Source organism: Verrucomicrobium spinosum DSM 4136 = JCM 18804 (genome assembly GCF_000172155.1).
In the GTDB taxonomy this organism is placed as follows: domain Bacteria; phylum Verrucomicrobiota; class Verrucomicrobiia; order Verrucomicrobiales; family Verrucomicrobiaceae; genus Verrucomicrobium; species Verrucomicrobium spinosum.
Genome location: NZ_ABIZ01000001.1, coordinates 3921248 through 3937891, shown reverse-complemented (window position 1 = coordinate 3937891; position 16644 = coordinate 3921248). Strand labels below are relative to the sequence as shown.

At 56.6% G+C, this 16644-nt stretch carries 13 protein-coding genes and 1 pseudogene; all 14 read right to left on the bottom strand.

Annotated elements, in window-relative coordinates; all coding sequences use genetic code 11:
- Nucleotides 1-270 precede the first annotated feature (270 nt).
- Nucleotides 271-1326 (bottom strand): transposase, encoded by a 1056-nt coding sequence (locus VSP_RS15845; RefSeq protein WP_009961862.1) that lies wholly within the window; start codon nt 1324-1326, stop codon nt 271-273.
- 71 nt (nt 1327-1397) lie between these two features.
- Nucleotides 1398-1688, bottom strand: a pseudogene (locus VSP_RS15840) (transposase); the annotation flags it as partial.
- 263 nt (nt 1689-1951) lie between these two features.
- A complete protein-coding gene (locus VSP_RS15830; RefSeq protein ID WP_009961858.1) occupies nt 1952-2527 on the bottom strand; it encodes a hypothetical protein in 576 nt (191 codons plus the stop codon).
- Nucleotides 2524-3102: a hypothetical protein gene (locus VSP_RS15825; protein ID WP_009961856.1), complete on the bottom strand. Its 579-nt coding sequence runs from the start codon at nt 3100-3102 to the stop codon at nt 2524-2526. The genes VSP_RS15830 and VSP_RS15825 overlap by 4 nt, the downstream gene beginning before the upstream one ends.
- 25 nt (nt 3103-3127) lie before the next feature.
- On the bottom strand, nt 3128-3334 hold the full coding sequence (locus tag VSP_RS35710) for a hypothetical protein (protein ID WP_009961855.1): 207 nt from the start codon (nt 3332-3334) through the stop codon (nt 3128-3130).
- Nucleotides 3328-3711 (bottom strand): IS66 family insertion sequence element accessory protein TnpA, encoded by a 384-nt coding sequence (gene tnpA / locus VSP_RS15815; protein WP_009961854.1) that lies wholly within the window; start codon nt 3709-3711, stop codon nt 3328-3330. The genes VSP_RS35710 and tnpA overlap by 7 nt, the downstream gene beginning before the upstream one ends.
- A gap of 125 nt (nt 3712-3836) precedes the next feature.
- Complete coding sequence (locus VSP_RS15810; RefSeq protein WP_009961852.1) at nt 3837-4070, bottom strand: hypothetical protein; 234 nt, start codon at nt 4068-4070, stop codon at nt 3837-3839.
- 364 nt (nt 4071-4434) lie between these two features.
- Nucleotides 4435-4983 (bottom strand): hypothetical protein, encoded by a 549-nt coding sequence (locus VSP_RS15805; protein WP_009961850.1) that lies wholly within the window; start codon nt 4981-4983, stop codon nt 4435-4437.
- A gap of 9 nt (nt 4984-4992) precedes the next feature.
- The gene (locus VSP_RS41050; RefSeq protein WP_081452568.1) at nt 4993-5700 is read right to left on the bottom strand and encodes an RHS repeat domain-containing protein; all 708 of its coding nucleotides are present in this window, start codon (nt 5698-5700) and stop codon (nt 4993-4995) included.
- 21 nt (nt 5701-5721) lie between these two features.
- Entirely contained in the window at nt 5722-6759 is a 1038-nt protein-coding gene (locus VSP_RS15800; RefSeq protein WP_009959040.1) for an IS630-like element ISVsp12 family transposase, read from the bottom strand.
- A complete protein-coding gene (locus VSP_RS15795; RefSeq protein WP_009961849.1) occupies nt 6756-7925 on the bottom strand; it encodes an RHS repeat-associated core domain-containing protein in 1170 nt (389 codons plus the stop codon). Before VSP_RS15795 ends, VSP_RS15800 begins: the two co-directional genes overlap by 4 nt.
- Nucleotides 7926-8250: 325 nt before the next feature.
- A complete protein-coding gene (locus VSP_RS15790; protein WP_075090662.1) occupies nt 8251-8844 on the bottom strand; it encodes a hypothetical protein in 594 nt (197 codons plus the stop codon).
- A gap of 13 nt (nt 8845-8857) precedes the next feature.
- Nucleotides 8858-15088 carry an RHS repeat-associated core domain-containing protein gene (locus tag VSP_RS15785; RefSeq protein WP_009961847.1) on the bottom strand — a complete coding sequence of 2077 codons (6231 nt, stop codon included), beginning with the start codon at nt 15086-15088 and terminating at the stop codon, nt 8858-8860.
- A gap of 73 nt (nt 15089-15161) precedes the next feature.
- The gene (locus VSP_RS15780) at nt 15162-16577 is read right to left on the bottom strand and encodes a hypothetical protein (protein WP_009961846.1); all 1416 of its coding nucleotides are present in this window, start codon (nt 16575-16577) and stop codon (nt 15162-15164) included.
- Nucleotides 16578-16644 lie beyond the last annotated feature (67 nt).

The window sequence follows — 16644 nt, the reverse complement described above, 5'->3', positions numbered from 1 at the left end:
CCCCGCTATCTCACGCTCCCAACACCTGAGCGCGCAGCGCTTTTGGGACTGCGGTGAGCATCACCGCTTTCGCGCCCCTTGTGATCTCCTCATACCTTTCGCTGTCCAGCAAGGTCCAACGCCCAACTCCCCCTACCGCGGCAATTCCCGCAACTTCGCATCCTTCGCCCCCGGCTCCAGAGTCTGCCCGCACAATAAGGACTCCACAATACTCTGTACGGAGTCCAGTCCCGCATGCGGGACTACTCACACCATCCCCCCGATGAGCCCCTACACCACACCAATCCTCGGTGTCCGGAAAGCAAACATCCCGGCAAAGCTTCCTCCCTTCATCGTCCTCGCCCCCTGGCTCCGTCGGGCATCAAACTGATTCCGCCGGGCTTCAAAGAATCCATTCACAAACTCTCTTCGCCCCAGGGCCACCCCAGCGGTGAAATACGTCACCCGGTGCCGCAGTGTCTCCACCAACGTGAGCCTTCCATCTTCTGCACGCACCTGCTCCACGACCTCACGCTTGATCCCTCTGCGCAGCACCTGACTGTCGGTAGAGTGACCCTCTCGAACCTCTTCCCCCTGACCAAAGAGCCACACCCGGTAGCCAGCCAGCACTCTGGCCGCGCTAGGCATCCTCTTCACCGGGGCTGGCTGATTTGGCACATGAGCCCGGTGTTCGTTGGTGATCGCGTACAGGGCAAACAATGCCTTGCGACCACCTGCCACGGCCTCCGCATAGCTGCACCAACGATAGTCCTTGGGGTCCTGAACCAATCCCGCCCGCACCGGGTTGAGATCGATGTAGGCACTCATCACCGAGAGCGTCGCCAACTCGCCTTCCAACAAAACGCTGGTAAAACGCTCTTCCCACAGGGTTCCCTTGCGATTCTCCCTCTTGTTGAACCACAAGCTGAAGCGCTGTTTGAGCTCCTTCATGAACTGGCTCACATCCCACATCCGGCCCAGGTATCTTTCCTTGAGCTCCTCTGCCGCCGCGTCATGCCCCTGGCTGCGAAAGGTTTCCAGCGTCTCCTTGAGCATCCGCACCGCCGGTTTGGAATAGATCAGCGCCACCTGCTTCAGCAGCCATTCATCCGAATACACCTCCCCTTCAGGCCGCTTCCTGACCTCCACCATGATGTGGAAGTGATTGGACATCACGCAATAGGACAACACCCGCACCTGGCAGAACACCTCATAGGCCCGCATGAGCCGCACAAACTGCTCCTTCTCCTCCGGCCCAAACGCCAACCGCCGCTCCACCACCCTGGAGATGCAATGGTAGTACGCGACCGGAACCGAAGGTTCCGCAAAGTATCGAGGCGAGGCCATACTCCACCCTATCGCGAACGATTCCTGAATCGTCTGCGGATTCCTTCTCTGTAATAGCCTGTCTATTTGCACTGCATCACCGGTTTTGAATAGATCAATGCTGCCTGCTTGAGCAGCCATTCGTCAGAGAACACCTCTCCCTCTGGACGATTCCTCACCTCCACCATGATATGGAAGTGGTTGGACATCACACAGTAAGACAGCACCCGCACCTGACAGAACCCCTCATAGGCCCGCATGAGCCGGACAAACTGCTCCTTCTCCTCCGGCCCAAACGCCAACCGCCGCTCCACCACCCTGGAGATGCAATGGTAATAGGCAACGGGGACCGAAGGATCCGCAAAGTATCGAGGCGAGGCCATGCCCCCTATCGCGGGCGATACTTGATACGTCAACCATTCTTCTTTTGTAATAGCCTGTCTTTTTGCATTTGCCTGCCTGCTATGGGTTGTCACTTTTTGCGCCGCACGGTGTTGTATCAAGTCGGTCGGCTAACGCACCCGCAGGGCAGATGGACGCTAACGCTGCCCGACATTCCCGCCCTCAGGGCCGCCCTTGAGGGGTTCGGGTTCGCGGTGTTATGAAACATTGGGGTTTACTCAATGGCGGCTGTTGGCACGGCCTGCTATGGGTTGTCACTTTTTTCACTTTCGTCATAACACGGCACACGAATAAACCCAAATCCCGTCAACTTTTCCCTAAAAACACACTCCACAATGTCATTTGAAACGAACCACTCGTTCTTATTGCCTAGAAACAGATCAAGATTTGGCACTTTCCCTACATCTACAGCCCATGCAAGGACACTGAGGACATGATTCCGAATCAGCTTCAAACTGCTGCATCTATAATTGAGGATATCAATCTCCCTATGCACATACCAAAGAAAATACTGAACACCCACATTTCGCGCCCCAATAATTTCACAAGGAATCTCCACAATATCTTCAGGTCTCTTGAATGCCCTCAAAATGCTGGCGGTCTTTTCGCTGAGAATCAACTCAACACCCGACGTGAGCATTCGGTCCATAACCTCAACTCCTTCAAAGTTCACGAAAACTCGATGAGGCCGGATTTTCGGGATTCCCTCTGCAAATATCGACACACCTCGCTCATCGATTGCGGTAACGTACTTCGGCAAACGAGAACCAGGCTGATGAGAAAGCATGTACAGAATATTATTATTGATCATATTATTCATAAGGCAGGATACCATGGAGCGTCCGAAGGAATATCAGAAAACGGCATCTGATCCCAAAGATTGTCCAACATATCCCAAAAATCACCCGCCACATCAACGTAATCAGTGAACGGATTGAAAAAGTCCACCACGGTTCCGATCATGCATCCTGTAGGACTATCCCCTACGTAATTTGAAGCGCTCACTTTCACTCGAACGTCTGCGATGAAATTGTCAACAGAATCCAAATTGATCACTGCCAAACCCATAAAATTTACCGCTCCCTCGCCGAGATCAAGAGCCTCTGCCTCATTTAGCTTCAGTTTGCCTTTCCTTAATCCTTCCGTGAGCTCACGTTGTAGTTCAGCCACAGCAGCACGAGCATCACAATCAGATATACTTCCCTTCTTGTGGAGATCTAATATCTCGTCCAGCTTCTTAGTCACCGGTTCCACATAGTCTTTCAGTGAGTGGCGCCCTTCGTGAAGCGTCCTTCTGGCGGAACTTCCGCCCCCAGCGCCGAGCAAACATTTTCCGAGTTTGTTGGGAAGCGTTATCAAGTTGGCTGCCGCATCTTTTTCGAAGCCTAGTTCCATTAACCATGGCCCATACTTAGGGTTGTCAAAAACCTCTTGCCCTATCTTGTGGCAGTGCGAAGAGACAGGCTATACAAAAGCCAGCAAAGACATAGAGCGCCCCGTTGCGAGCGTCTTCTTTGAGCTGGTCGCACACCGCCCCGCAGAGGCTGCCAAAGCCCTTGTCCCGCCCTGCGGGATCGCAGGGTTCGAGGGCCACAAAGATTTTGAGACTGCCGGTGAAGCTCAACATGGCCGGGCGAGGTTGCGCAGGAGTTCACCGGCCAGGGGCACCTGGCTGGCATGGTGCAGTTGCAGGGTGATGCCCGTGGCCAGCTCGATGGTCAGAGGCTGGGGCGGCTCCGGAGCAGGAGGTGCCATCACCTCCACAAAGCGCGGCGGTCGCCGGGCTGACACAGTTGTGCCCGGTCGGCGGTTTTGCTTGTGCACCCAGCCCATGAAGGTTTGATAGTGCACGCCAGCCAGCGCGGCGAAACGGGCCCCGCTCAGACCGCTGCGCGCGAACTCGGCGAGGAGCTCCTCCCGGCGTGCCGCCGGGGTGTGCACCCGCCCAGCCCGTCCTGCTTCAATACCAATGACGTCGTACTCATAGACGTCATACCTTTTCAAACCTCGACGTCTATGATGCCAGAGACATCATAGGGCGCTGGGCGTGACGCTTACGACCGGTGGTGACAACGCTTCATAGGTAAGCGAGTAACCAAGCCCCGTGGGTGCAGGGCTTGGTTACTCGCTTACGCAATCTCCTCGTACTGGTTGAGTGCATTGGCCGTGTAGGTGATGGTCTCTGACCCGACCGGATCACTGTTGCCACCCAAGCCCCCAAAGCGTGATTCCGTGCGATTACCGATGTCATCATAGGCATAAGCAGCATCCCACCCCTTGAAGATGGTGCCCGTGCCCGAGGTGCCCACCCGCTTCTGCCCACCCCGCTTCTGCCCACTCATCACCTGCCCGCGGCTGTCCATCCCTGAGGTCGAATGAGTGCTCACTGCCCCGTGCGATCCTTGACAGCACCCAGCCTGCCGACATGTTGCCCATGACATAGCCAGACAAGTCGCGTGTCTAACCCGGTTCGTGTGCAAGAGGCAGGTTGAAAAACACCGCTTGACCCTCCCCAACGGTTGCCGGGGACGAACACTGGATGGTGGCGGGACCGTGTGTTGATGCGTTCGGATGGTAAGAGGGCATGCCCACAAAGCCTCTGCTCACGAGGAGCTTGTCTTGGTGCTTATTTTTCGGGATGCAGCCTGTTGGCACGGCCTGCTATGGGTTGTCACTTTTGACGCTTGTTTTGGTGCTTATTTGCGCAATGGCGGCTGTTGGCACTGCCTAGGGGTTGTCACTTTTCTTCTCCGGGCTGCGAATTTTTGATCGAATTCCTTTTTGAGTTAACAACTTCTGCAAATACAATGCGCAGGCGGACAAGTCACCCTTAGAATCAAGCATCTGTTTATAAGATTCCACATAACAATCATAGATGCTTTCCACCAGCGGAAGTCTCAAACGCTTCCATCTATTTTGCTCGATCACCAGAATGCTGCGATCCGACAGGACAAACTGTTGCCATTCAGAATTAGTTTTGACTCTAATTTCCCCAGTGACCACAAAACGTGTATATTCTTCGTTATAAATCCAGCCTGACGCATCCAATTTTGCAGCTTCGACCGCACGTCCAAGTTCAACTGAAGTGTCTTTGGCCAAGTCGACATAAATATCCGGACCGTTTCTCAATGACCACAAAACAATTGCAGACTGAGGCACTTCAGTGCTCGCATTCCGTTCCGTGGCAAAACATATTTCCGATGAGATCATCACGAGAATTGTGGTCACCAAGAACTGCTTTAGCCGCTTTTTTACTGATATCGTCGAGGGAAACATAGATAATTATTACCTCTTATTTTTAAATCGAGGATCTGGAGTCATCGTGCCATCCGGTTTGGTAGTATCCCAAGGTGCATACTCCCCTTCTCTACCTTCACTGTGGCCTATGTTCAAGGGATCAGGTCGTACGCCAACCTCAGTGCTTTTCACATCACAACCCGTCGCTTTTGCTATCGCAAAAGTGACACCTGACTTTGATGCTTCACACACAGCCAACCAAATAACACATCCAGATTTATCGAAGGGCACAGCCTTCGCCAGCAACTGACCAAAGTTAGCAGCGTTGTTCTTGTCAACAAACGTTATTGCATCATCCCCACTCACCCAAGAGGGAGGACTCCGCCTCCAGTAACTCATATTGTTCATCCCCGAAGGAAAGGATTTGTCATTTTTCGCATCATAAGGCTCTTTGCCTGTTTTATAAAAGCCATTTAAAGCAATGCCCGACAAATTTCCGTGAAACCCAAGTCTTAAATCACAAATTCCTTTACCACCAGCCTTTCTAGCTCTCTCCAACTCGGGAACGTTCTTAATTTGCCCAGCATAGTAGATCTTGTTTTGCGCAGATGCACTGGAATCCAGACTTCCGATATACACAAACGAAACCAACCCGAGAGGATCAATCTCAGTAAGCGCACTATTATTCACCATACAATAGAGATTACTTCCTCCCTCTTCTTCAATCGGATCCCGATTGATCCACCGACCACGCAACGCGTCATATACTTCTCTGCATTAAGAATTCGGGATTTCAAAGAGCTGGAAGTTTTCAGTTACCAAGGATTGCAGATATCTGCGATTGGCTTCGCTCAGTGAGTCAAGATACTCATCGATTGCCGCCCTGAAGAGCGCAAAGCTCTCAAAGTACTTGTTTCTCAAGCATCGAGTCTTCACCAGTCGCCACACCCGCTCGATAAGATTCAAATTCGGTGAGTAGGGTGGCAGGTAGAGTAGCTCTATGCCAAGCCCTTCAGCCACCTCCCCCACCAGCCGGCTTCTTTGATACCGAGCGTTGTCCATCACCAGGGTTATGGGCTCGTTTCCATAGGTTTCGTATATCTTGGTGATCAAGTCACACACCACCTGCTCATTGATCGAGTCCGTGGTGCGAATGCTGACAAAATCATGATCGCGGGTCTCCACGGCTCCCAGCACGTTGTAACGTTGCCGCCCACTGGCGCTGGGTACGAAGATCCGGGTGAAAGACCAGATCATGCCCAAAAACGAACCCAGCACAAAATGGGCGGCATCAACGAAAAAAACCCGCCTTCGCCCCTGCTGAGCCTCGTCCAGGCGGGGCAGCAACTCTTCATGAAGGAACTCAAATTGCAGTTGCACATCTGCTCCCCCGGGCACCGCGGCGGTCTTGCGAAACTTCAAGCCCAAGCCGATCATGATCCTCCTGGCCTGGGCGTCGGAGAGCCGGATGCCGCTGATTTGCTCGATTCTGGCAGCACCTTCACCTGAGGTGGCGACCGGATCTTGCTCAAAAGACTTGGCAATGTGCTCCAGCCATGGAGCAACACTGCTGGTGGGCCTGTAATAGCGGTCCTCCAAGAGCCCGGCCAACCCGCCATCACGGTAGAGCTTGAGATAGTTGGTGACGGTGTCCTCGCAGAGGCTGAGCGCCTGGGCAATGGCCTGATGTGGGACCTTGAGATGATGCAGCCGCACCGTCATCAACCGGTGGCGGGTCCGCAGGTCAATCTCTGGATCGTCGAGTTCTTCGGCAATAGCTTCAAGGTCTTCGCTGCACAAATCAATCTTGATCATGTGTCTATAGTACTTCCATCGAACCTACTAGCAACCACATAACAACCGAATCCGAAATCTTCATGCAGAGAAGTATAGTATCGGCAGCCGTAGTAGCACAACCCCGTCTCGGCATCCGTGTACTTCGTGCTGAACCGGAACGGATTCAAATCTTCCTCGGGCTCGCTCACCCGCAGCGGCTTGCCGAAGGGGTCGTATTCGTACACCGCCTTCAGGTTACTCTCCACCAACCCGATGACGTTACCGTTCAGGTCACTGGTCGCCCAGCTTGTCCGCAAAGGCTTGCTGCCGCGTTCATGACGGTTGATCAAGAGCAACCCACCCACGCCTCCAGCTCCCTGGAGGTTGCCACTAAGATCCTCGCCCCAGACATAGGTCCGACGCCAGTAGGGTCCGGCCGTGCCGACACCAAACGTCGGCGGCGCATCTGCTGCTGTGGCCAGGTATTCCGCTTCGCCCACCATATTCCAGCCATCATACACAAAACGGGTGTCCGAACGCAAGGCCCAAGGGTCGCTCGATGTCGTGCGCCCCTCCACTTTCTTCTGCACCCGACGGCTCTGGCCATCATAGGCAAAGGTCAGCTTCAGCCCTGGCACGCCTGCCGACTCGGCAACGGCCTGCGTGGTCATGCCCGCCAGACGGTTCTCCCCGTCCCAAGCGTAAGTCCAGCGCCCGTCCCCCGTCAGGTTGCCGTCGAGGTCATACGTCAGGGTTTCCTGGACAGGGGACACGTACAGATGCTGCTGGAAGCTCTGCGTCACAGAATTGCGCACGAGCTCAAAATTCAACGGCTCCCACTTCGGTCCTGTGCCTGATGGACTCAGCTTCTCCACAAAGTTAACGCCGATACGATCTGCGGTCTGGCCGTTGATCACCACCTCCGTGTGCAATGACGGATCGGTTGCCGAATAGGCCGCCGTGCCCATGACATAGGCGGCACGCGGATTGGCAATCTCCTCGTACTGGTTGAGCGCATTGGCTGTGTAGGTGATGGTCTCTGACCCGACCGGATCACCAATGCCTCCGAGGCCGCCAAAGCGCGATTCCGTGAGATTGCCGATGTCGTCATAGGCGTAAGCGGCATCCCATCCTTTGAAGATGGTGCCCGTGCCCGAGGTGCCCACCCGCTTTTGCCCGCTGACCACCTGGCCGCGAATGTCCACGCCATAGGTCCTACGAAGACTCTCCGTGCCGCACGATTCTTGACAGCAACTGGCCTGCCAGCATGTTGCCCATGACATAGCCAGACAAGTCGCGCGTCTAACCCGGTTCGTGTGCAAGAGGCAGGTTGAAAAACACCGCATCACCCTCCCCAACGGTTGCCGAGGACGAACACTGGATGGTGGCGGGACCGTGTGTTGACGCGTTCGGATGGTAAGAGAGCATGCCCATAAAGCCTCTGCTCACGAGACGCTTGTTTTGGTGCTTATTTTTCGGGAAGCAGTCTGTTGGCACGGCCTGCTATGGGTTGTCACTTTTTGTTACCCTTCAATTGCGCCCACCAATCTCTAACACATTAAATTCAGATCTCTTAATCGTCGCGGCTTCTTCCCATTTCGTTTTAATCTCGTCATTATCCTGATCTATCCAAAACACCCCCTGTTCCCAGCATCTTAGACTATATCTCAATAGATCTTCAAGGGAACCCCACAACTCAGAAGGGTATCCAAAGGCATTTACCTTAACAAGCAACCCTTGATCCACTTGTGATGAAAAGCAAGAAATGAAGTCGGGCCCATTACTCATTACCGGCACAATATCCACCTTCAACTTCAGTCCCTTCAATAAATCGGCACCCAGTACGTCAGATCGCCTATAGTGATTCCTCATCAGAATTGCGCCCTGACAAGTAAACGGAACAAAGTCTGGAATAAGCTGAGTATCCACATGCCGCCCACTATTCTTCTCAAACCCCCTTCCGAGCAGGACCCAAAAGTCGCGCAAATCAGGAGCCACCCCTCCTCCAAGCTGCTTTTCAATATCGATCATTTCAGAGTCTGAAAGAGGCGAAAGCATCAAACTGCGAATCTTACTCCCTTTAAGAGTCAGAACTTCGATTAGATCATTTAAGAGGCGGCGCATTTTTGAGCTCCTTTTATTGCATTTCTTGAATCGCTTTAAGAATCTTACCAACATCAATACCAAGCACCCGCGGCACAGTCAAGATTTCAAACTCCGAACCCGCGACCGCCGGTTTGTCATTCCAGAGAGGAAGTTTATAAAAAACAGCCAGCGCCACACCTTGCAATGTGTTCTCCCATGCGGGCACAATATTAGCCGTCGCGCCAGCGCCCCCTTCTAGCGTGCTAGCAAAAGGAAATTCATCTATGTTGTGCAATGAGCCGTCATAGAGGGCTAGTGCAGCAGCCGGATCAGTTTTATACAGATCCCCCAGCATCTTCCAAATTGGAGCTTGCGCATCTCGCCTCTTTCGGGCCCTGTCTGGATGCTTGGCATACAAACCATCGTAGTGAAGAATACTATGATGGGGGAATCGCCCAATATGGCCAACAGTATTTTTGTAGATTTTCGGGGTGATGTCTTCAAAAACCGGCCAGACAGGCGGGCAACCTCGCCTACTAAGTTCGAGATTTAGATCTATCACTCCTCGCCGATATCTATCCGATTGACTCTTCTGATCAGGGGTCAACTTTTCCCAATATCGCCACAAATCTTGCGAAACATCAGCAACCCCATCTGCCAACAGGTAGCTAAGACTAACCCCTGCCAAAAATCGGGCAGCCTCCTCCAAAGCCAACCCCCCTTCATTTAGCATCCTCACAATGACTATTATGTTGGCAGGCAATTTGTCACTGAGTGTTCCAGGCAAAACCATTCTACCATCACTGTCGATTTGGCTTACCGCGCAGTTTCCTGCCATCTGATAAAGCGCAACCCCACCTCTCTCTTCAATCGGATCTCGGTTGATCCATCGTCCCCGCGCAGCGTCGTAGAACCGATAACCATAATAGCACAACCCTGTCTCCGTATCCGTGTACTTCGTGCTGAACTGAAACGGATTGAGATCCTCCTCAGGCTCGCTCACCCGCATCGGCTTGCCAAAGGGGTCGTATTCATACACTGCCTTCAGGTTGCTCTCCACCAGTCCAATGACGTTGCCGTTGAGGTCGCTGGTCGCCCAGCTTGTCCGCAACGGCTTGCTGCCGCGTTCATGACGGTTGATCAAGAGCAACCCGCCCACACCCCCGGCTCCTTGCAAACTGCCGCTGAGATCCTCCCCCCAGACATAGGTCCGACGCCAGTACGGTCCAGCCGTGCCGCCGCCAAAAGTCGGCGGCGCATCCGCCGCCGTGGCCAGGTATTCTGCTTCGCCCACCATGTTCCACCTATCGTACACAAACCGCGTATCCGAACGCAAGACCCAAGGATCACTTGAAGTCATGCGCCCCTCCACTTTCTTCTGCACCCGGCGACTCACGCCATCGTAGGCAAAGGTCAGCTTCAACCCCGGCACGCCTGCCGTCTCGGCCACGGCCTGCGTGGTCATGCCCACCAGACGGTTCTCCCCGTCCCAAGTGTAGGTCCAGCGGCCGTCCCCAGTCAGGTTGCCGTCCAGGTCATAGCTCAAGGTCTCCTGGACAGGGGGCACGTACAGATGCTGCTGGAAGCTCTGGGTGACAGAGTCCCGGACCAGCTCAAAGTTCAACGGCTCCCACTTCGGCCCCGTGCCTGACGGAGTCAGCTTCTCGACAAAGTTAACACCGACACGATCTGCCGTCTGGCCGTTGATCACCACCTCCGTGTGCAATGCCGGATTGGTTGTCGAATAGGCCGCAGTGCCCGTGACATAAGCGGCCCGTGGGTTGGCAATCTCCTCGTACTGGTTGAGCGCATTGGCCGTGTAGGTAATGGTCTCTGACCCGACCGGATCACTAGTGCCTCCGAGGCCGCCGAAGCGTGATTCCATGCGATTGCCGATGTCATCATAGGCATAAGCAGCATCCCACCCCTTGAAGATGGTGCCCGTGCCCGAGGTGCCCACCCGTTTCTGCCCACTGATCACCTGCCCGCGGCTGTCCACGCCATAGGTCCAGCTAGTGCTCACTGCCGTGGGAGCGACGTCTCGTTGGTCCACTTTCAACCCAGTCCGGCTGCGAGATTGAAATCCTCCGGCAGGTGAAATCAAGCTTGTGCCGGAGGCCTGACCATTGATGTGAGTCATACTCACGATCCCCACCACGGGATCAGTGACCCGCTGGGAGGAGAAGCCTGTGGCGTGCCCCTCGTAGGGTGGCCTCTTCATTGTCAGCACTTTCCTCCCGCTGACCAAGGCTCGCAAGTAGTCCACCTGCCGGGAGCCGCTCTTCACCTGGCCCAATTCCCCCTTGCTGTCATATTGATACTGGACTCCAGGCAAAACCAGGGGTGGACTGCTGACACCGGGCGGTGTCAGGATCCCTTGATGACCGGCCACCCGGCCTGCTTCATCCTTGAGGGTGTGAAACCTCAAACCCGACAACAGCGAGGGTCCGGCTGGCGCGTCACCCACCGTTTCAAAGCTAGGTGAACCCAACCCGTCCAACTGGTCAAAAACATGCAGACCTGCGGCATCCGTGCGGCTGCGTACCGCTCCATGACGGTAGTAGGTGTAAGCCACATCCGGGGTGGCGTCGCTGTAGTCCTGCAGTACCAACCGCCCCGCGCCATCGTAAGTGTAAGTCGTGACGGCGCCCCGCGCCCAAGTGCGAGTGCTCAGCAGGCCTGCAGCATTGTAGGCGTAGGCGACAGTCTGATTCGCAGCGTCTTTCTTACCCAGGAGGCGCCCGCTGGCATCGTCATAAACCCAAGTGGTGACAGACGTCTGTGCGGGAGTGGTGGAGAGGTCATCCCACGGCTTGGTGTCATCCCCAAATGATGTCCGATAGGTCGTCAAGGAAGTCATCTCACCGTAGGTGTTGTAGCCATACAGGATGGGATAGGCACCCGTTCCCCATTGCCCCTCCCGTCTCCCCAGCGAATCATAGCTATACGAGGTGCTGGCCAGCGTGGCCACTTTCATGGGGCTGACCGGCGCTGTCACCTTCTTCACCTTTCCGGCTCCAGCTTGGTCCGAAGCGATGTATTCATAGGTCGTTACCCAGACATCCGCTGTAGAGCCAGTGCGAGTTTCCGTCTCCAGCTTGCCCGAGTCTTCGTAGGTATAGACGACGGTGCCCTCTGGGCCCTTGCTCCCTGCCAGCCGGTCAAACTCCTTGTAAGAAAAAACGGTCTGCGCCAGATCGGCAGGTTGCCGGCTGAAGAACAACAGGCCATTCAAATAAGTTTGAACGCCAGTCACCGTCGCTCCCGGCACGGTGGTGGCGACTTCCCGCTTCTTCAAAGACCGGTTCACGGCAACCGTGCTCACGGTACGCCGTCCGCGTTCAATGGACTCCGAAACACTGTTGGGACCCACGCCCAGTCGCTGACGGGATACACCGGTCCGGCGAGACCCAGCGTCACCACCCGCCACCAGATACGTCGTGCGCCGCTGCACCTGCCACCACTGCCCGTTGACCTGTTCGTACAACTCCTCAGTCTCCACCAGCGGGTCCTCAGAGCCGGTCAGCAAGGCACCATCCAGATCCAAGTCCACCCCTTGACGCCAAGGCCGCCCCGCCGAATCATACTCGGTCAATTGAGGTGCCAAACCACCGGACCTGAGCACCTGCACCAGTTGCCCCAGATCATTGTAGATCTGGCTGCTCCACTCCAGTTCTCCCGTACCACCCGCGGCAGGTTTCTCTGACCGCACGGTGCGCCCAGTGCCATCCACCAACGTGCGCTGCCAGCGAGGGGAGTTGGCACTGCCCAGGCGCACGGTCTCAGCCACACACCCGTTGGTGATCTCGTAAGAGTGATACTCCGGCACCACTCCCGTGCCAGTCACACTGTCAAGCCGACCATCCCGATGATACGCAGAAATGCGGGTACCGCCACCAGGCAGCGTCTCCGTCACCAGACGCCCGCCCTGAGACCTGACCCCGTAGGTGAAGGTGGTGATGCGTTCCATTTGGTCCTTGGAGGCCACCAAATCCCCAAACTCATCGTACACCTGCTCAGACTCCAACAAGGTGGTTGCACCCGACTTGCGCTCCATCTGTTGCAAGTACCCAACCCCGGTGGTCCGAGGTGAATAGCGCACGATGGTCTGCAGGTCCGCCCCATCATGCAGTGTTACGCTGCTGTCCACCACTGCCAAACCCACACGGGTCGTCGTCTGCACCCCCGTGAGAGGATCTTCCGCGCTGATGGTCACCTGCCCGGCCTCGTCCGCTGTGGTCGTGGTGCCATCCTCCGCGACAGCGGTGCTCTGGCTCACCACGCCGTCCCAGGTCTCCGTCGTCACAAGTTCGCCACTCACCAGAGCGGTCGCGTAGGTACGCAGGCTGACACTGGAGAACTGCCCTCCCCCCGTCGCCACCAGGGTTTCTTGACTGATCACCCCATCAGCTCCCGAAACCGTGATCTCCCGAGTGCCTTTGAAAGGCTCTCCCCACGGATGAGCCTGCGTGCCCCGAGTCACAGTGGAGGTTCGGGTGGGCGTCACCCCTTCCACCAGGGTCTCCTGGTAAGTCGTGCGAGCGCCGGTGCCGGCCAGTTGATAAACCATGGAACCTCTTTCCATTCCTGTTGGACCCGCCACCTGCGCATATCCCGCGCGATCATCCGAGACACGCTGACCGTCCGCCCGAAACTGCTCCGTCCGCACCTCGATCACGGGCGTACCGGTGACACTGTCGATCAGTGTCTTCTCCGTCGTGACCAGCCGGCTCATGAGCTGGCCTTTGATCTTTACCGTGGTGGTACGAGTGAAGGGAAAACCGGGAGATTCCGAGTACTCGGTGACTTCACACTCGCTGGCTGGGATGGCGGCCACCGCCGCCGGAGTCAGCGCTCCGGCACCGCCCGCATCCAGCCAGGGGCGATAAGTCGCCACCAGATCGCCCGTGGTTTCGTTGTAAACCGAGCGGCTCCATGAACCATCCGCATTGATCTGCACATGCACCTTTCCCGCCAGCACGGCTGGGGTGGTGTAATAGCTCGTCGTGGAGGTTCGGGTGTTGACTCCCGAACCCTCTGTCGTGGACACCATCTCCTCACCCCAGGCAAACTGCTCATACTCCAGCGTGCGGGAGGCCGTGACAAAGTAGTCCCCAGTATCCGGATCCCGCCGCAGTTCTTCCACCAACTCGGTACGCGTACCGCCGTCCAGGGGTGAGCGCACCGTGCGCGTGGCGGTGGCCCCGCGAGCCTCAATCCACTCTCCCGCGTCGCCCGTGAGATTGGTCTCCGCGTATAACGCAAAATCCTGCGTGCCCGAGCCCTCGTTCTGCGTTTCCACTTTGATGCCAGGAACCGTCACGGCATCCCGCGTCAGCGAAGTCTTCTGCACCGTGACCCGGGAGATCTTGGCGGAGGCGGCTGGGGTGGGAATGGAGACATCACCCGGAGGGAAGGCCAGACCCGCCGCCCTGTAAGCGGTCACCACAAACCCTTTGGCCAGATCCATGGAATCCACCGGCGTGATGTCCGCCAGGATGGCTTCGCTGAGCACCTGACGATGACCGCCTGAGAAACTCTTCTCCACCGTGGAACCTCCGTTGATGGCCAAATCGAGATGGATTTGGCTCGCATCCACTGAGGCCGCATTCACCCCCAAGCCCCACTTCAAGCGGCCCAAGGGACGGCCACCGCTATTGCGGCCCAGGCTCATCTGCTGCGACACCACGGTGGGAACATCCTCCCGCTCATGGTCTGCGGGCGGAGATTCAGGTCGTGATGTCGGCGGCAGAATCTCTCCCGGGTCACGGGAGGATGAATCGTCAGCAATGACTTTCCTCGTCCCTTCCAGGATCGGATTTTCGACCACGATGAACGACATGTACTCGCAATCGCCAAAGCACATGTCATCCACCAGAGCACAGGGAATTTCCGGTGTTGCCACATACGCACAGACCATCCGGCCTTCGCCCGTGATGGCACCATAGGGCCCCACATTGCACGCCTTGCAGCCGAACTCCAGCAACGTAATCAACCCGGAGTGAGCCGACAGGTTCATGGCATCAGGGTAAGTCAGCTTGAAAGGCACCTCCCCGTCACTGTTGGGCTCGACCTCCAAGGTGGTGCGAATCTGCGGGTCGTTCTCCTCGATCGTGAACGTTTTCCCCCCGATCTCCAGGGTGCCTACGCCAGTGAGCGTCAGGTCGTATTTGATCGTCTGGCATTGGTAACAGTCAGCCATCAAGGAGGACCCGTTGCCCATCAACAGGACGGCAACCGAGATCTGGAGCGCGAGCCAGAAGAATGGAATGGAAAAGCGCATTGAAGAACGAAGGAACATGACCTGAAGGGGAGAGAAATGAGGAAACGCGTGAAAGGACTGCGGTAGAATCAGCTCAGACGGAGGGGGGCCGGTCCAGGAGATCGGGCCCATAGAGGCGGGCCTTCGCCGTGGGGGCCGTCTGCACCTCCTCCACCTTCTGTGGTGGTGGCAGGGCGGCAGGAACTGGCCCTCCCGTGCGAGGTGCCGTGGACCCAGTCGCTTGGGCTTGGTTCCCACAGCACTCCTGTCCAGTGGAGGCACCACGCAGAATCTTCATCTTCACGCCTCCCCTCTCATTTTTGTGAGCCCACTGGCCAGTGGCCCCCGTGAACCGGATCTGGCCGCGCAAGCCTTCTGTCAAAACCACCGATTTGGAGCCCGGGTCAAAAGAGAAGGAGGTGGGCAACACCCCGAGCATGCTGGCCTCACCGTTTCCGGCCGGGGCGGTTCGATCCCTTAACACCAGATCCAGGCCGGAAACACCAAAGGAGTCCTTCTCTAGCCGGACGCTTTCCACCGTTGTCGTTGCTGGCGAGCCATCCATGCGCAGTACATTCATACCCAGAGCACCTCCCTCAACGGGCGTCCACTCCGCAGACAGCACCACTGACTTCTGCTCCATGCCCGGCGCTGGCTTCGGTCCCCGCCAGCGCACGAGCAGGTCGCCTCCACGCCCCCGTTTGCCACCTCCTGAAGTGGCCGCCTCTGCCAGGGTGGTGGAGTGGTCGATCACCCAGACCTCTCCGGTGCCGCCCATGACCATGAGCACCAAATCCTCTTGCGGATGGTAGTCGATCTCCAGCGGTTGCAGCCAGACCGGACCTTTGAGATGGGATTTCACGCCCACATCCACCCTCCCCGCCTTCTCACCTGGATAAACGTAATGCGGCAGGCTGGGGTGATGCCCCTGAAACACATGATCGGCCAGGCTCCACTTCCACACGGGGAGACCGCTATTTTTGCCGTTGGGCTTGAACTCCATGAGGCCCGGGAAATACAAGCCCGCATCCGTCACCGCATCCCCCGCCCGCCCCAGCGCCTCACATTCCTGACGGCTCTTGTACTCAAGCACGGCGGTGAGCACGTTGCCATTGGGCAGGCGAATGGCATCGCCAAAGGCAAAGTGATCGCCCACCGCATCCAGGAAATCCCATTCCACCTTGCCATCCCAGCCAATGATCTGGAGTCGCCCCCCGCGCAGCCCTGCTTTGTCAAAGGGAGCGGGCAAGGGCATGCGGCCCAAGCGCAAGATGCTGCCATCCGGATGCAGACGGGCTGAACCAGCGGCCTCACAATTGGCTGGCCAGACATGCGCCTCCTTGCCATGTGAATCAAGCAGGACAGTCTCCTTGGCATGCCGCGGGGTGACCAAGACCCAGCCGGAGTTCTGGTCCGGCTTGGCGGCAGCAGGCTGATTCTCCGCCGCTCTTAATGGCAGGGCGAGCAGACAACCCAGAAGGGGAACAGAGAAGCATGTGGGCAATGACATAGGCGCGGAAAAATAGAGATGAAAAAGCAAACCCGTCCGGCGGGAGCGACCGAGTCGCCCTGCGCCA

What these genes read in the sequence shown, in the direction of transcription:
- VSP_RS35710 (WP_009961855.1), bottom strand. Translation starts at nt 3,334, where the DNA reads ATGTTGAGCTTCACCGGCAGTCTCAAAATCTTTGTGGCCCTCGAACCC.
- VSP_RS15805 (WP_009961850.1), bottom strand. Translation starts at nt 4,983, where the DNA reads ATGTTTCCCTCGACGATATCAGTAAAAAAGCGGCTAAAGCAGTTCTTG.
- VSP_RS15800 (WP_009959040.1), bottom strand. Translation starts at nt 6,759, where the DNA reads ATGATCAAGATTGATTTGTGCAGCGAAGACCTTGAAGCTATTGCCGAA.
- VSP_RS15785 (WP_009961847.1), bottom strand. Translation starts at nt 15,088, where the DNA reads ATGCGCTTTTCCATTCCATTCTTCTGGCTCGCGCTCCAGATCTCGGTT.
- VSP_RS15790 (WP_075090662.1), bottom strand. Translation starts at nt 8,844, where the DNA reads ATGCGCCGCCTCTTAAATGATCTAATCGAAGTTCTGACTCTTAAAGGG.
- VSP_RS15825 (WP_009961856.1), bottom strand. Translation starts at nt 3,102, where the DNA reads ATGGAACTAGGCTTCGAAAAAGATGCGGCAGCCAACTTGATAACGCTT.
- VSP_RS15810 (WP_009961852.1), bottom strand. Translation starts at nt 4,070, where the DNA reads ATGGACAGCCGCGGGCAGGTGATGAGTGGGCAGAAGCGGGGTGGGCAG.
- VSP_RS15780 (WP_009961846.1), bottom strand. Translation starts at nt 16,577, where the DNA reads ATGTCATTGCCCACATGCTTCTCTGTTCCCCTTCTGGGTTGTCTGCTC.
- VSP_RS15845 (WP_009961862.1), bottom strand. Translation starts at nt 1,326, where the DNA reads ATGGCCTCGCCTCGATACTTTGCGGAACCTTCGGTTCCGGTCGCGTAC.
- VSP_RS15830 (WP_009961858.1), bottom strand. Translation starts at nt 2,527, where the DNA reads ATGAATAATATGATCAATAATAATATTCTGTACATGCTTTCTCATCAG.